Below are 14914 nucleotides of genomic sequence, written 5' to 3' on the forward strand. Positions count from 1 at the left end.
GGGCGAATGCGTAGGAAGGGACCGGTAGGTGTGATCACCCGAGGGACCACCAACCCCAACCGACTACGCCGTTGCGACCGTTGGGTTGTCGCGACGCAGCACTGGCGACTCACCGATCCGGTCGATCCGCCGCTGGTGGTCGACCTCGGCTACGGCGCCTCCCCCATCACCGCAGTGGAACTGCACGACCGTCTACGTGTCGTCCGACCCGATGTTCTGGTGGTCGGCCTGGAGATCGATCCTGCCCGCGTGGCCGTCGCCAAACCGTTGGAACGCGACGGCCTGTCATTCGCGGTGGGTGGTTTCGAGATTCCAGTTCCCGGCGAGGTCGACGTCGTGCGCGCCTTCAACGTGCTTCGCCAGTACGACGAGGAGAAGGTGCCCGGCGCGTGGGGCCTTGTGCAACAACGCCTTTCGCCCACCGGGTTGTTCATCGACGGCACCTGCGACGAGGTCGGCAGGCTGGCGACCTGGGTGGCCATCGAGCGCAACGGGCCGATCAGCCTCACGCTTTCCTGGCGGCTTGCGGGCCTGATGCAGCCGTCGGTCATCGCCGAACGGCTACCCAAAGCGCTGATCCATCGCAATGTGCCCGGCGAGCGAATCCATGAGTTGCTCACCCGACTCGACCGGGCGTGGGCGCAGGCTGCGCCGCATGCGTCCTACGGCGCTCGACAGCGATTTCTGGCCGCCGTCGATCAGCTGCAAAGGGACGGGGTGCCGGTCATCGGCGGTCGGACGCGCCACCGCCTGGGTGAACTCACCCTCGACTGGACCGCCGTCGCGCCGAACTGAATCAGCCCACCAAACCGGTGGTGGCGACGTACGCCGTGCCGTCGCCGCTGCACCGCACCGGTTCGGCGCAGGCCGCGATGAAACAGGCCTCTGATGGGCCGAGCTCCAACCGGCGGCTGCCGTCGTCGAGGGTGATGGTGCCGCCGAGACAGAGCACGATCCGCGGTTTGTGGTGGCCGGGCATCTCGATCTCGTCGACACCGGCACCGATCTGGTGCAACTGGAAGTACGGCACATCGACCGGATAGCTGTGCACCCGGTCACCATCGGGCGCCACCTCTGGCACCACGGAGCGTTCGACGTCGACGATCCGAAGAAGTTCGGGGATGTTGAGCTCTTTGGGCGTCAGGCCCGCACGCACCACGTTGTCGGAGTTGGCCAGCACCTCGACCGTCACTCCGCGAACGATGGAGTGCAGCACACCGGCCGGCACGAAGATGTACTGACCCGGGGGCACGATGTGATGGCGCATCGTGAGCAGCACAGCCAGGCCCTCGTCGTCCGGAAACTGTTCGGCGATGCGGCGGATCGCGTCGAAGTGCGGGTGGTTGCGGCGCGTCGAGCAGGCCGACACCACGGCGGTGGTCAGTGCTGAACGCACCTGCGCGTCGGCTTCGAGGATCTGGCGGATCAACGCCTTCACTCCGGCACCAGCACAGTCAGCGACCAACGCCGAAAACTCCGGACAGCCCAGTTCTGCCGCCAGAGAAGCGATCTCATCCATGGACTGATTGCCGGCGAAGACCTCGAACTCGGTCACGGTGAGCCACGCCTCGGGCTTGGGCCAGCTGTCGACATAGGTGCCCGTCGGCGCGGTCAACGCCTCTTCGCGAGAAGGGTGACACTGGATCGACAGCGCCTGTTCAGCGGCCAGCACCTTGAGCAGGAAGGGCAGTCGCCGCTGGAACTGCGACACGGTCGTCTCGCCCAGCATGGAGACCGGGTCACCGAGGATCGCACGATCCAGAGTCGTCGGTTCCCCGTCCAGCACGAGTTCGCAGGGCGCTTCCTCGTGCGCTCCTAGCCACAGCTCGGCCTCGGGCATCTGGGTCGGAGTCGGCCGACCGGACAGTTGCGCGAGATCGGAGTGCGACCCCCACGCGTAGTGCTGCACGCGCGGAGTCAGGCGGTACATCAAGCCAGGAAACCTTTCAGCAGTTCGCGCACCCGTGCGCGATGCGTCCACAGGATCCCACCAGGGGGAAGCACTTCCAAATGGGCATTCGGTAGGACTTCTGCGAGTTCGCGCGCCACCCAGACCGGGTGCGCGGGATCGTCCTCGCACGCCAGGATGAGCACCGGCGTCGACACCTCGCGCAAGGAGCGCCGGTCATGCAGAGCGACGGCATGGGGAATCGTGCGCAGAGCGCGCGAGACATCGGTTCGGACGATGACCCTCGCCTGATCGGCGCACCAGCGGCGCACGAGCTCCGAGCCGCGGTGTTCGGCCGGCTGCTCCAACAACAACAGCTCGGTGACCCCGTCGACATCACGCTCATCAGCCAGCTGCGCCATCTCCAGCAGGCGACGCAATGCCGTGTCGGTGCGCGGGGTGTCGAGCACGGCGGGCAGCGCAAGAACGACCCGCTCGAAGCGGTCGGGACGTCGCTCGAGCAGGTGGCAGATCGCGCCGGCACCCATGCTGACGCCCAGGGCCTGAGTCGCATTGACATGGGCGGCGACGGCATCCAGCTCGTCGGCCAGGTAGGAGTACGACCACGGCGACTCCGGTGAGGACGACGCGCCGTGGCCGCGGAAGTGGAAGTAGGTGTGCGTGCCGGGCACGCCCGACCCGAACGGACGGGTGGTCGGAATCGACCCGGCTAGTCCGTGGGCGAAGACGGTGTGTGGTGCCCCCGAGCCGGTGGTGAGATATTCCAGCCCGCCCTCGGGGGTCTCGAGGATGGAGCTGCGTGAGGTCACCACGGCCGCGACGAGCGTCCGCCTCCGCCGCGACGCGACTCCACCTCTTGCAGCGCCGGACGGACGTCGGCGAGGTAGACCCCGGCAGCGACGATGGCGATGATGCCGAACAAGCTCAGCGGGTTCCTGAGCACCAGCAGCCCGAACGCCGCAGCCAGGCCGGTGATCAGCAGCCAGCGACCCTTCGTCATCTTGTCAGCTGCGCGGTAGGCGTCCTCGCGGTGCCGTAGCGCGTCGACGAATGCGAACACCGTGGTGGCGAGCAACGCGACGCCCAGCACCGTCGCAACGGTGGCCTGCAGTGTGAAGAGTGGATCGAGCACCCGCCCAGCCTACGGTGCAGTGCAGAGCTCAATCCGCAGCGGACGCGGCAAGCCCCGCTCGCGAACACACGTCGCGGAGCACGCGAGCACGGTTCGCGGACGGCGCGACTCGCGAGCACAGTTCGCGGCGTCCGCGGACTCTGCACATCGCATTGCATGCACGGACCGTCGGTACGGCCGCTGCTCAGGTCTCGACGAGAAGCGTGAAGGGGCCGTCGTTGACAAGCGAGACCTCCATCATGGCCCCGAACCGACCCATCGCGACCTCGACTCCGAGGCCGCGCAGCGAGGTCACCAGTTCGTCGATGACGGGTGCGGCGATGTCACCAGGGGCTGCCTCGCCCCAGGACGGACGACGCCCCTTGCGGGTGTTGCCGTAGAGCGTGAACTGCGAGACGACGAGCACGGATGCGGCCTCGTCGAGCACCGATCGCTCGTCGCGCAGGATGCGCAATTCGCTGATCTTGCGGGCCATGGCGGTCACCTGAGCGGCGCCGTCACGGTGGGTCACGCCGACCAGTGCGACGAGACCGGGCCGGTCGATCGCGCCGACGACCTCGCCGTCCACGCGCACCTCGGCTCGCGTGACCCGCTGCAACACAGCCCGCATTCAGACCGCCCGGACGCTGCCGACCGGTTCGCCGTGGCCCAACACGGGCGCTTCGGCAAGGCGATCGAGGACGTCGGCGTTCACGCCGAGCTGCCGGAGCGTGGCCGCGGCGACGACGGGGCGGGCCCGCTGCCCGCCATCGGCGATCTTCACCACGACTCCGCGACCGTCCGGTAGACCGATGGCGTAGACCGCTTCCGCGCCGTCCTTGGCGACCAGGCCCGGGATGCTGCGAATGAGGTCGGTGACATCGCGTCGGGTGCCACCGAGGAACTCGGGGTGTTCGCGGATTGCCTCGGCCACCCGATGCTCGGGTCCGTCCGTCGCTGCGGCCAATCGCCCGAAAGCACGAGCCAGGCCCAGCGGCGACACCGCCATCACCGGAGCACCGCAGCCGTCGACACCGGTCGCGGCGACGTCCTCGCCACACAACTCTCCGAGCGTGTCGGCCATCGCGACCTGCAGCGGATGGGAGGGGTCGCGGTAGGTGGTGGTGTCCCACCCGTTGACAACGCAGGTCGCCAACATCGCGGCGTGCTTGCCGGAGCAGTTCTGCGCGATCGACGACGCTGCATTGCCGGCAGCCAGCCACTCGCGCTTCGACTGCTCGTCGTAGGGGAAGTCGGGGGTGTTCTGCAGGTCGGCCTCCGTCAAACCGGCGGACGCCAGGATGCGACGCACACCGTCGAGGTGGAACTGCTCGCCGGAGTGACTCGCACTCGCCAGTGCCAGCAGATCGCCCGGCAGGTCGAGGCCCGCGCGCACCATGGCAAGGGTCTGCAGCGGTTTGTTCGACGACCGCGGGAAACATGGCGCGCCGACATCTCCGCGTTCGACCAGCAACTCGCCGCCTGCGTCGACGGCCACCACGATGCCGCGATGCACCGACTCGACGAATCCGCTGCGTTCGACGACGGCCACCACCGGCGCATCGATCAGAGCCTGCTCATGTCGTGAAATCACATCATCGAGGCTACCCAGTGCCCCGGAAACAATGATCGAGCCCCGCGGGAGATCCCGCGGGGCTCGATCGATTCAGAAGTCGAGCGACAACTGTCTTCAGGCGTCGGTCTTGGCGTCCGTCGCCGGAGCAGCCTTGGTGGCGGGCTTCGACGCGGCGGGCTTGGCAGCGGTCTTGCGCGCCGGAGCGTTCTTGGCCGTGGCCTTCTTGGCGACGGTCTTGCGAGCCGGACGCTTGGCAGCGCCTTCCTTTGCGGCAGCGCTGCGCACCTCGGTGCGAGCCTCGTCCTCGACCTTGCCCGCGACGTCGGCAACCAGCTTGGCGGCGTCCTTGCGGCCAGCAGCCAGGGTGGAAACGGCGGTGGCCTGGGCGTCGGCGGCAGCCTTACGAGCGGTGCGCTGAGCGCCGGCAACCTGCTTCTTGGCGGTGCTCTGGGCCTCGGAGACCTGCTTCTTGGCGCTGGCCTCGACACCGTCAACCTGCTTGCGCAGCGACTTCACGACCTTCTCGCCGCGCTTGGCGTAGGCAACGTACTGGTCGTTGGCCTCGATGCTCACGGCGTCGATGCGCTCGGTCGCGGTGGCCGGGAGGGCCTCGACCTGGTCGCGCATGTCAGCGAAGCTCTTGGTGACCTTGGCCTGCACGGTCGAGGGCTTGAGCTCGTCGCGAAGGTTCTGGACGCGGGCGGTGCTGTCGGCGTAGACGGTCAGCGCGCGCTCGCGGACGTTGCTGAGCACGGAGTCGGCGGCGCCGACGGCGGCGTACAGCGGGGTGGCGTCGGTGATGGACTTCTTGAGGTCGAACTTGGTGGCCATGGCCACTCCTTTCGGAAGGGTGTTACTGGAAGTTTGGAAGCCGGAAGCGGCAGGCAGGTCAGTCTTCGACGAACGATGCGTACAGATCGAGAAGGACCTTGCGCTGCTTGGTCGAGAGCAGCGGGTCGGACATGATCGCCACGCGGGTGTCGATCAGCGCCTCGGCCTCGCCGGCCTCGTCCAAGATCCCGGCACGCACATAGAGCTGCTCGGCCGAGATCCGCAAACCCTTGGCCAACGCCTGGAGAATCTCCGCGCTCGGCTTCTTCAATCCCCGCTCAATCTGGCTGAGGTAGGGGTTGGAGATACCCGAGCGATCGGCCAGCTGCCGCAACGAAAGCTGCGCTTGTTCGCGCTGCTCCTTGAGGTAGCCACCCAGATCGGTGACGGGGTTCGGTGTCATGCGTCCATTATGCTTGCTTTAGTTAGCACTTTGCAAGCTGGAGCAAGCGTGAGCCTTGTCACACTCGCCAGTAGCTTTCGAACGCGGTCGAATTCTGTTGCCCGACAGCGCTATTGCGCTACGGCTTGACGATCTCCGTCTGCGCGGCGGTGACATCGCCGGCGCGCAGCACGGCGTCGATCGGGACGTTCCGCTTGACGACGGCCAGCGCGATCGGACCGTCCTCGTGGTGCCGTACGACCGAGGTCAGCCTGCCGATCGCACGCTCCGAAGCAGGCGCGAACAGGTCCGCCCCTGCGTCCGGCAGCACGTGGCCTGAACCGTCCAGGTGCAGGAAGACCAACCGCCGAGGGGGGCGGCCGAGATTGTGCACCCGGGCGATCGTCTCCTGACCGCGATAGCAGCCCTTGTGCAGGTGCACCGCGGTGCGCAGCCAGTCGAGCTCATGAGGAATGGCGCGGTGGTCGGTGTCGACCAGATGCCGCGGACGCCATTGCGCCACTCGCAACGCGTCCATCGCCCAGGTGCCGGCCAACGGACGTTCGCCGACCGCCCGTTGGAGTTCTTCACGGGGCACGATGAGTTCGCGCCATGCCCGGCCGAGCGCTGGGTGCGGATCGACGTCGGAGTAGTTCGCGGTGTCGGGCCCGGGGGTCGGCCACGGGTCGACCCAGGCGAGGCCTTCGACCGGATCAGTGGAGGGATCGCCGAGCACGGCGAAGTCGGCGCTGCGATCGGCCACCTCGACCCGCAGCATGAACTGCATCTTGCGCAGCCATTCCACCAACGCCCCGGAAGTGCCGGGCTCCACCGTGATCCACGTGGTCTCGCCGTCGTCGACCAGGTGCAGATCGTGTTCGACATGGCCGTGCGGGCTGAGCACGAGGGATTCGACGCTCACCCCCGGCTGCAGGTCGTCCAGCTTCTGGGTGGTCATCGAGTGCAGCCAGGTCAGCCGGTCGGGTCCGGTCACCGTCACCACGCCCCGGTTGCTGAGGTCGACCATCGCTTCGCCGGATTCGAGCAGCCGCTGTTCGCGGATCGGGTCGCCGTAGTGTGCGGCCACTCCGGCGTCCAGCCCGTCGGCCTCCACCGCGGCATCGCGCTGCAGCAGCGGCGACGGACTGATCTGAGCTGGCTGAGTGTTCACGTGTCCAGGCTACGTCGCGGCGGCGGTGCCTACACTTGCGCCCATGAGCGAGCCCAACCAGTCCTCGGCGGACGACGCGACGAACCGGCTCGCCCCCGATTCGGAGCACTCACCCACCGGGCGACCGGAGGACGACGCCGCATCGCAGACGAGCAAGACCGACGGCGCCCCAGGCGTCGACGACGACTTCGAGGACGACGACCAGGAGGAGCCGAAGAAGGCCGGCTGCCTCAAGGTGGGCTGCCTGACGATCCTCTCGATGCTCCTGGTCACCGCGCTCGCTGTGGGCGGCTTCGCCGCGTACCTGAACTGGAAGCTCGACCACAACATCAAGAAGACCGGGCTCCTGCCCACCGAGGCCGGTCAACCGACGCGTAATGCCGCTGCCGGTGACGCCCTCAACATCCTCCTGCTCGGTAGTGACTCCCGCAGCCGGAGCCTGCAGGACGCGAGCCGTTCCGATGTCATCCAGCTGGTGCACGTCTCCAATGACCGCAAGTCGGTGCAGGTCATCCACTTCCCGCGTGACCTCTACGTCTCCATCCCTGGCCGCGGCAAGAACAAGATCAACGCTGCGTACGCCTACGGCGGGCCGCAGTTGCTGATCCGCACGCTGCAGGATCTCCTGGGCATCAAGATCGACCATGCCGCCCAGATCGGGTTCGACGGTTTTGCCAAGCTCACCGACACCGTCGGCGGCGTCGATCTCTATGTGCCGCAGGCCTACACCGACGGCTCCAAGAAGCGGTGGGAGGTCGGCATGCAGCACATGAACGGCAAGCAGGCGCTCGGCTTCGTTCGTGAGCGCTACCAGCTGCGCGAGGGCGACATCGACCGTGGCCGCAACCAGCAGGCGTGGATCAAGGCAATCATGGCCAAGACACTCAAGGCCGGCACGCTGCTCAACCCGATCAAGCTCAACAGCATCGTCGACGACCTCACTTCAAACGACAACCTCGCGGTCGACAAGGACATGAATGTGCAGTCGCTCGGGTGGAGCATGCGCAATCTGCGCATGGGCAATGTGCGTTTCTACACCGCGCCGTTCTCCGGTTACGGCAACGATCCGGTGGCAGGCTCCATCGACATCGTCGACGAGCCGAAGATGAAGCTGCTCGGCCAAGCCCTCTACAACGACGATTTCAGCAAGTACACCGGCAGCTCCAACCCGCTGCGCTGACCCCCGATACCTCGACCGAAAGACACTGCCGATGCCCCTCGAACTCGACCCGAACATGCCCATCGAACTCGCGCCGTTGGCGTGGATGATCGGACGCTGGGAGGGTGCAGGGGTCGTGGGCTATCCGACGATCGAGTCGCTCAACTTCGGCCAGGAGATTCACTGCTTCCACGACGGTCGTCCGTTCCTGGAGTGGCACAGCCGCACCTGGGCGCTGGACGACGAGGGCAACAAGGTGCGTCCGCTCGCCACCGAACTCGGTTTCTGGCGGCCACTGCCCGACAACGAGGTCGAACTCGTCCTCACCCACCCGACCGGCATCGTCGAGCTCTACTACGGCACGACCTCTCCGGCGAAGGTCGAGCTACGCACCGACGGCGTGCTGCGCAGTCCGCACGCCAAGGAGTACAACGCCGGCGCCCGGATGTACGGCTACGTCAACAGCAACCTGATGTGGGCGATGGACATGGCAGCGGTCGGTGAGCCGCTGCAGAGCCACGTGTCGGCTGAGTTGAAGCGGGTCAGCAACCACTGACGCAGTGGCTTCTCCGCGGCGGGCCGGCCGGATTCAGCGACTCAGCAACCACTGGGTGGCGTAGGGCACCACACCCACGAAGAGCACTGAGCCGACCCCGACGGCCAACGCACCAGCACCTTCCGCCGCTCGCGGCAGGGCGCCGACGACTCTGCGTAGTGCATGCGCTGCACCGCAGCACAACACGGCAGCCAGCATCGGGATGCTCCATGCCTCATCGCGTGCCACACCCAGCGCGGCACCGGCACCGGCTGCGAGCAGCAGACTCAGCGGGAGTGACGCATCTGCGGCTTTTGTGCGCCCGAGCGTCCAGTCGAGCAGCAACCCGATCGCCACACCGCCAGCGGCGGCGTAGGTCGGCCCCGGGGTACCGAACGCAACCGACGGCATCAGATGGAACGCGCCGAGCGCCAGCACCGCCAGGCCGAAGACCGCACCGCTGATGGAGATGGTCAACGAACGGCGACCGTCCTTGCGCAGCAGCTCGCGCATGAAAACCGCAACGAGGCTGATCGCGAGCGCACTCGCCAACCACTGCAGGCCCTCGGCGCGGGAGGCCAACATCTCGACGGCGCCGATGCCGACGACGCCGACCAGCAACGCCACAGAACTGCCGAAGGGTCGGGGCAGGTCGAGCAACACCGGCCAGCCCCATGCGATGACGAGGCCGCAGGCCATAAGTGCGATGGCCAGCGGTACGGCTCCTGCAGCCGCCCCGACGGCCAGCAGGACACAAGCGACCAGACCCGAACCGACGGTGAGGGCACCGAGCTGAGGCCGGGTTTCGCGGTCGGACAGGTCTCGCACGCCGACCATCCTTGCATCACGGTGCAGCGGACGCAGGCTCACTGCCGGACTCCGGTCGTCACGGCGCGGGCCGGGGTCACCCCCCGGCGAACGGCGGCAGCAACTCGATCACGTCGTCCGGCGCCAACGTGTGGTCACCCTCCACCCGCCGGCCACCCACCAGGACGGCGCAGTGCGGGACGACCTGGCCCAGAGCTGGTCGGGCTGCGGTGACCTGTTGCAATGCAGCGGTCACCGAATCTGCTTCGACGACCTCGGACTCGACGCCGGCAGCGGCCTTGGCTCCGGCCCAGTAACGAATGGTGGGCATGCTGCCAGGGTAGGCATAGATTGAGACGGGTCGGCGTGACCGTCGTTACAGACGGATCCCAGGCCGCGCCTCTAAGCTTGCCAGTCATGGCAAACCTGGTCCTGCTCACCGATGCCCGCGGCGCGAGCATCGAGGTGCTGCCGGCCCTGGCCTTGCTGAGCCACCGCGTTCGGGTGCTGCCTGCGTCTGCCGACCTGATGGTCGACCCACCCAGCTGTGACGCCGTTCTGCTCGACGCCCGGCGCGACCTCGCCGGAGCGCGACGCCTCGCCACACTCATCCGTGGTGGCGGCACCAGCTCGGCACTCCTGGGCATCTTCACCGAGGGCGGATTGGCAGCACTGACCACCGACTGGCAGCTGGACGACGTGCTGCTGGAGAGCGCGGGGCCGGCCGAGGTCGAAGCTCGCCTGCGCCTGGCGTTGACGCGGGTCGAAACCGATGAGGATGACCTGGTGAACAAGATCGTCGTCGGGCCGCTCGTGATCGACGAGCACGCATACAGCGCACGCGTCGACGGCGAGTTGCTCGATCTGACGTACAAGGAGTTCGAGCTGCTCAAACAATTGGCCCTGCACCAGGGTCGGGTGTTCACCCGAGCAGCATTGCTGCAGGAGGTGTGGGGTTACGACTACTTCGGGGGCACCCGCACCGTCGACGTCCACATCCGTCGACTACGCGCCAAGCTGGGCGCTGAGCACGAGTCGTTCATCGGCACCGTCCGCAATGTCGGCTACCGCTTCGTCGGTCCACGGGAAGGACGCACTGAGCATTCGACGGAGCCGATCCACCCGGCGTGACCCGGCGGCAGCCCGGGCGTGGTGGAATCAGCCCATGGACCGCCCCGACCCTGCCGCCGTGCTCGAACTCGCTGCCGCCGCCCGCACCGCCGACGGCGTCAGCCCGCTCTCGGAGGCGACGCTGCTGTCGTTGCACGCCGACCCGAACGATCGCGACCTGCACGGCTTCGTCCGCGGCGAAGGACGTCTCAACGGATACGCCCATCTGCGCCTGGAGGACGACGGCTCCGCATGGGCCGAGATCGTGGTGCGCCCGGAGGCAAGGCAGCAGGGAATTGGCCGGCGCTTCCTGGAGTACGTGCGTGAGCAGTCGGCGGGTGCGCGGGTCTGGGCGCACGGCGACACCCCGGCTGCGCAAGCCACCGCGCAAGCCTTGGGAATGACGCCCGTGCGTAACCTCTGGATGATGTCGCGGTCGGTCGATCTCGGCGAACCGATCGTTGATCCGGTTGCGCCGCAAGGTTTTTCGACGCGCACCTTCCAACCGGGTGATGAGCAGACGTGGCTCGACGTCAACGCTCGCGCCTTCGCCCATCACCCCGAGCAGGGACGCATGACGCTTGCTGACCTGCGAGCGCGCATGACCGAACCGTGGTTCGACCCCGGCGGTTTGTTCCTGGTCTTCGACGAGGAGTCCGGACGCCTGGCCGCCAGCCACTGGACCAAGATCGCCGAGGAGGGCGGCCCGGGCGAGGTGTACGTGGTGGCGGTCGATCCCGACTTCCAGGGCAGTGGACTGGGCGGCTACGTCACCGCACTCGGGCTCGCCCACCTGCGCGACCAGGGGGTTTCGACCATCGACCTCTATGTCGAGGGCGACAACACACCGGCCATCGCCACGTACCGACGCAAGGGCTTCGAGCGCAGCGCCCACGACGTCATGTACGGCTGGGCGCAGACGTAGGTCGATCTGAAACACCATGTAGCGGGCACCCGGCCCACGCGACGCTGCGGCCTGACACGATAGAACGCATGGACACCGCGGAGCAGCAGACCGCCGATCAGACTGCCGACCAGATCGAGACCCCGGCGCCCGCCGCCAGTGATGTCGCACTGGCCCGGATGGCACAGCACGCGCAACGCGCCCGCGGCGCCAACGGCCGGTTCATCCGGGAGACCGCGCCCGACAACGAACGCACCGACGAGTTGCCGGACGACCGGTTCCTCGACCGCGAGGTGTCATGGCTGCAGTTCAACGAGCGGGTGCTCGAACTGGCCAATGATCCCGACGTCCCGCTGCTGGAGCGCGCCCGTTTCCTCGCGATCTTCGCCAGCAACCTCGACGAGTTCTTCATGGTGCGGGTGGCCGGCCTCAAGCGGCGCATCGCTGCCGGCCTCGCGGTGCGATCGGCCTCGGGTCTTGAGCCCCGGGAGGTGCTCGACGCGATCTCCCGAGCCGCGCACGAGTTGATGGACCAGCATGCCTACGCCTTCCACGAGGTGATCCGTCCCGCTCTGACGCAAGAGGGCATCCGCATCCTGCGCATCGACGAACTCACCGACACCGAACGCGCACATGTCGACGAGTTCTTCCAGCGCCGCGTCTACCCGGTGCTCACCCCGTTGGCCGTCGACCCGGCCCACCCTTTCCCCTACATCTCCGGTCTGTCGCTCAACCTCGCGGTGCTGCTCAACAACCCCAAGACCGGCCGCGAGCACTTCGCGCGCGTCAAGGTGCCCTCCTTGCTCCCCCGGCTCATCCATCTGCCGAACGACGACTCCGCGGACGACGCGCTCTACGACGACCGGTTCGTCGCGATCGAGGACGTCATCGCCGAGAACCTCGCTGAGCTCTTCCCCGGGATGCAGGTGACCGAGCACTACACCTTCCGCGTTACCCGCAACGAAGACCTCGAGGTCGAGGAGGACGACGCCGAGAACCTCCTGACCGCCCTGGAGAAGGAGCTCACCCGTCGCCGTTTCGGCCCGCCGGTGCGTCTCGAGGTCGCCGATGACATGAACGACCACGTGCTCGACCTGCTCGTGCGCGAACTCGGCGTCCACCGCGGTGAGGTCTACCGCCTGCACGAACCGCTCGACCTGCGCGGCCTCAACCAGGTGGCCGACCTGTCACGCACCGAGCTGCGGTGGCCGGCCTTCGTGGCCAAGGCACACCCGGCGTTGTCGCCGGTCGAGCGTTCGTCCGCGGCCGACATCCTGGGCGAGATGCGTAACGGTGACATCCTGTTGCACCACCCGTACGACTCCTTTTCCACCAGCGTCCAGGCCTTCATCGAACAAGCTGCGGCCGACCCCCAGGTGCTGGCCATCAAGCAGACGCTCTACCGCACCAGTGGAAACAGTCCGATCATCGAAGCGCTGATCGAGGCCGCCGAGGCAGGCAAGCAGGTGCTGGCCGTCGTCGAGATCAAGGCGCGCTTCGATGAGGAGAACAACATCACCTGGGCCCGCAAGCTCGAGCGGGCCGGCGTCCACGTGGTGTACGGCCTGGTGGGTCTGAAGACCCACGCCAAGCTTTGTCTGGTGGTGCGGCAGGAGGGCGACACCATCCGCCGCTACTGTCACGTCGGCACCGGCAACTACAACCCCAAGACCGCTCGGTTGTACGAGGACCTCGGCCTGCTGACGACCGACGAGACCGTGGGCGAAGACCTTACCCGCCTGTTCAACCAGCTCTCCGGCATGGCGCCCCGCGCCCGGTTCAAGCGGCTGCTGGTCGCACCCCGCTCGGTGCGCACCGGCTTGGTCCAGCGGGTCGAAGCCTGCATCGCCGCCGTGGACGCCGGCAAGAAGGCGACCGTGCAGATCAAGGTCAACTCGATGGTCGACGAACAGATCATCGACTCGCTCTACCGCGCCTCACGGGCGGGCGTGCAGGTGGACGTGTGGGTGCGAGGAATCTGCGCCCTGCGGCCCAACGTGCCAGGACTCTCGGACAACATCCGGGTGCAGTCGGTGCTCGGGCGCTTCCTGGAGCACTCGCGGGTCTTCCGGTTCGCCATCGAGGGCGCCGACGACATCGTCTACATCGGCAGCGCCGACATGATGCATCGCAATCTCGACCGCCGCGTGGAGGCTCTCGTGCAGGTCGTCGACCCCGTCCACGTGGCCGCACTGCGTGACCTGCTGGCTCTGGGCATGGCCGACACCACCGCTTCCTGGCAACTGCACGGCGATGGCCATTGGCAGCGTCATCACCGGGACGCCGAGGGAGCACCGCTGACCGACATGCAGGCCGATCTCATCGCGGCCTACGCACGCCGACGCGCCAAGGCGCGCCGCCGATGACGACCCACCAGACGCCGGCTGCGGTTGCGACCATCGGGGCCAGCGGCATGGTGCTGTGGCGCCGCCACCGCGGCTCGCTGCAGGTGCTGCTGGTCCACCGCATCAAGTACGACGACTGGTCATGGCCCAAGGGCAAGGTCGATCCCGGCGAGTCGTGGCTCGACACCGCCGTCCGCGAGGTCAGCGAGGAGACCGGGCTGCGCGGGCGGGTCGGCATCCCACTCCCCGACGCGAGCTACCCATTGCGCTCGGGCGAACTCAAGCACGTGAAGTACTGGGCCGGCGAGGCGATCGGCGGCGACGGCACCCTCGAACACGAGATCGACAAGGTGGCCTGGCTACCGATCGACAAGGCCCAAGCGCGGCTGAGCTACGTGCGCGACTCGATCCAGTTGCAGGCGATCGTCGAGGCCGACCGTCGGTTCGGCCTGCAGACCTGGCCCCTCGCGATCGTCCGGCACTCGGACGCCGTGGGTCGCGACCACTGGGACGGGCCCGACCCCGAGCGTCCGCTGTCGCCTGCCGGTCGGGCCCGCTCGGCAGATCTGGTCTCCACGCTCTCGGCCTACGCGATCACCAGGGTGATCAGTTCGCCGTCGGTGCGCTGCGCCGACACCGTGGCCCCGTATGTCGAGGCAGCAGCGCTCGACCCCGTCTTCAAGAGCGGCCTGTCCGAGGAAGGCTTCGTGGCCGACCCCACGAAGGTGATTCGACGGGTCTCCAAGGTGGTCGAGCGAGCCGAGCCGGTGGCGCTGTGCACCCATCGGCCGGTGCTGCCGACGGTCCTGTTGCAGTTGGCCACGCATGCCGCCGCCGGGAGCCTCGCCGCGACGACCTTGCGGAGGTTGGCCGAGGACGGTCTGGACAAGGGTGAGGCCCTGATCTGCCAGGTGGCGGGCAAGGGTGAACTCGCCCGCGTGGTGTCGGTCGAGCGACACCGCCCCTGACGCCCGACCCACTTGCGCTGCCGCCCACCTCACGGCGGGCGAGATCTGCGTCACAGCTGGGCGGCATAAATAGCAGACCTTTCGAGATCGAATCGATTTCGATGGG

17 protein-coding genes are annotated in these 14914 nt (G+C 67.5%); 7 read left to right on the plus strand and 10 right to left on the minus strand.

The features are described from left to right. Positions 1–6 precede the first annotated feature (6 nt). Entirely contained in the window at positions 7–795 is a 789-nt protein-coding gene (locus J5M86_RS12465) for a class I SAM-dependent methyltransferase (RefSeq protein WP_188059131.1), read from the plus strand. A gap of 1 nt (position 796) precedes the next feature. Here J5M86_RS12465 and manA read toward each other — a convergent pair whose 3' ends face one another. The 8 genes from manA to J5M86_RS12505 all read right to left on the minus strand — a co-directional run bounded on the left by manA (position 797) and on the right by J5M86_RS12505 (position 6980). Further along, positions 797–1930 (minus strand): mannose-6-phosphate isomerase, class I, encoded by a 1134-nt coding sequence (gene manA, locus J5M86_RS12470; protein ID WP_188059130.1) that lies wholly within the window; start codon positions 1928–1930, stop codon positions 797–799. After that, entirely contained in the window at positions 1930–2721 is a 792-nt protein-coding gene (locus J5M86_RS12475) for an alpha/beta fold hydrolase (protein WP_244328351.1), read from the minus strand. Before J5M86_RS12475 ends, manA begins: the two co-directional genes overlap by 1 nt. After that, positions 2715–3041, minus strand: a complete 327-nt coding sequence (locus J5M86_RS12480) for a DUF2516 family protein (protein ID WP_244328352.1) — start codon at positions 3039–3041, stop codon at positions 2715–2717. The genes J5M86_RS12475 and J5M86_RS12480 overlap by 7 nt, the downstream gene beginning before the upstream one ends. Positions 3042–3225: 184 nt before the next feature. Further along, the gene (dtd, locus tag J5M86_RS12485; RefSeq protein WP_188059129.1) at positions 3226–3651 is read right to left on the minus strand and encodes a D-aminoacyl-tRNA deacylase; all 426 of its coding nucleotides are present in this window, start codon (positions 3649–3651) and stop codon (positions 3226–3228) included. Further along, entirely contained in the window at positions 3652–4614 is a 963-nt protein-coding gene (locus tag J5M86_RS12490) for an asparaginase (protein ID WP_244328353.1), read from the minus strand. 96 nt (positions 4615–4710) lie between these two features. Next, the gene (locus tag J5M86_RS12495; RefSeq protein WP_188059128.1) at positions 4711–5427 is read right to left on the minus strand and encodes a hypothetical protein; all 717 of its coding nucleotides are present in this window, start codon (positions 5425–5427) and stop codon (positions 4711–4713) included. Between the two features lie 58 nt (positions 5428–5485). Then, entirely contained in the window at positions 5486–5830 is a 345-nt protein-coding gene (locus tag J5M86_RS12500; protein ID WP_188059127.1) for a helix-turn-helix domain-containing protein, read from the minus strand. 118 nt (positions 5831–5948) lie between these two features. After that, positions 5949–6980 carry a folate-binding protein YgfZ gene (locus J5M86_RS12505; protein ID WP_244328354.1) on the minus strand — a complete coding sequence of 344 codons (1032 nt, stop codon included), beginning with the start codon at positions 6978–6980 and terminating at the stop codon, positions 5949–5951. 43 nt (positions 6981–7023) lie between these two features. On the opposite strand from J5M86_RS12505, the gene J5M86_RS12510 reads away from it, so the two are divergent. Both J5M86_RS12510 and J5M86_RS12515 read left to right on the plus strand, forming a co-directional pair. Then, positions 7024–8160 carry an LCP family protein gene (locus J5M86_RS12510; protein WP_244328355.1) on the plus strand — a complete coding sequence of 379 codons (1137 nt, stop codon included), beginning with the start codon at positions 7024–7026 and terminating at the stop codon, positions 8158–8160. Between the two features lie 31 nt (positions 8161–8191). Then, positions 8192–8695 carry an FABP family protein gene (locus J5M86_RS12515; RefSeq protein WP_188059126.1) on the plus strand — a complete coding sequence of 168 codons (504 nt, stop codon included), beginning with the start codon at positions 8192–8194 and terminating at the stop codon, positions 8693–8695. A gap of 33 nt (positions 8696–8728) precedes the next feature. Here the strand turns inward: J5M86_RS12515 and J5M86_RS12520 are convergent, their stop codons facing one another. Both J5M86_RS12520 and J5M86_RS12525 read right to left on the minus strand, forming a co-directional pair. Beyond that, positions 8729–9502, minus strand: coding sequence for a hypothetical protein (locus J5M86_RS12520; protein ID WP_188059125.1), 774 nt, complete (start codon positions 9500–9502; stop codon positions 8729–8731). A gap of 76 nt (positions 9503–9578) precedes the next feature. After that, a complete protein-coding gene (locus J5M86_RS12525) occupies positions 9579–9812 on the minus strand; it encodes a MoaD/ThiS family protein (RefSeq protein WP_188059124.1) in 234 nt (77 codons plus the stop codon). Positions 9813–9898: 86 nt separating this feature from the next. Between J5M86_RS12525 and J5M86_RS12530 the strand changes: the two genes are divergently transcribed. The 4 genes from J5M86_RS12530 to J5M86_RS12545 all read left to right on the plus strand — a co-directional run bounded on the left by J5M86_RS12530 (position 9899) and on the right by J5M86_RS12545 (position 14808). Then, on the plus strand, positions 9899–10612 hold the full coding sequence (locus J5M86_RS12530) for a response regulator transcription factor (RefSeq protein WP_188059123.1): 714 nt from the start codon (positions 9899–9901) through the stop codon (positions 10610–10612). Between the two features lie 34 nt (positions 10613–10646). Next, complete coding sequence (gene mshD, locus J5M86_RS12535; protein WP_188059122.1) at positions 10647–11516, plus strand: mycothiol synthase; 870 nt, start codon at positions 10647–10649, stop codon at positions 11514–11516. Positions 11517–11584: 68 nt separating this feature from the next. After that, complete coding sequence (locus J5M86_RS12540; RefSeq protein ID WP_188059121.1) at positions 11585–13861, plus strand: RNA degradosome polyphosphate kinase; 2277 nt, start codon at positions 11585–11587, stop codon at positions 13859–13861. Continuing rightward, on the plus strand, positions 13858–14808 hold the full coding sequence (locus J5M86_RS12545) for an NUDIX hydrolase (protein ID WP_188059120.1): 951 nt from the start codon (positions 13858–13860) through the stop codon (positions 14806–14808). Before J5M86_RS12540 ends, J5M86_RS12545 begins: the two co-directional genes overlap by 4 nt. Positions 14809–14914: the final 106 nt, after the last annotated feature.

Origin of the sequence: Yimella sp. cx-51 (assembly GCF_017654605.1) — a bacterium.
Classification (GTDB): Bacteria; Actinomycetota; Actinomycetes; order Actinomycetales; family Dermatophilaceae; genus Yimella.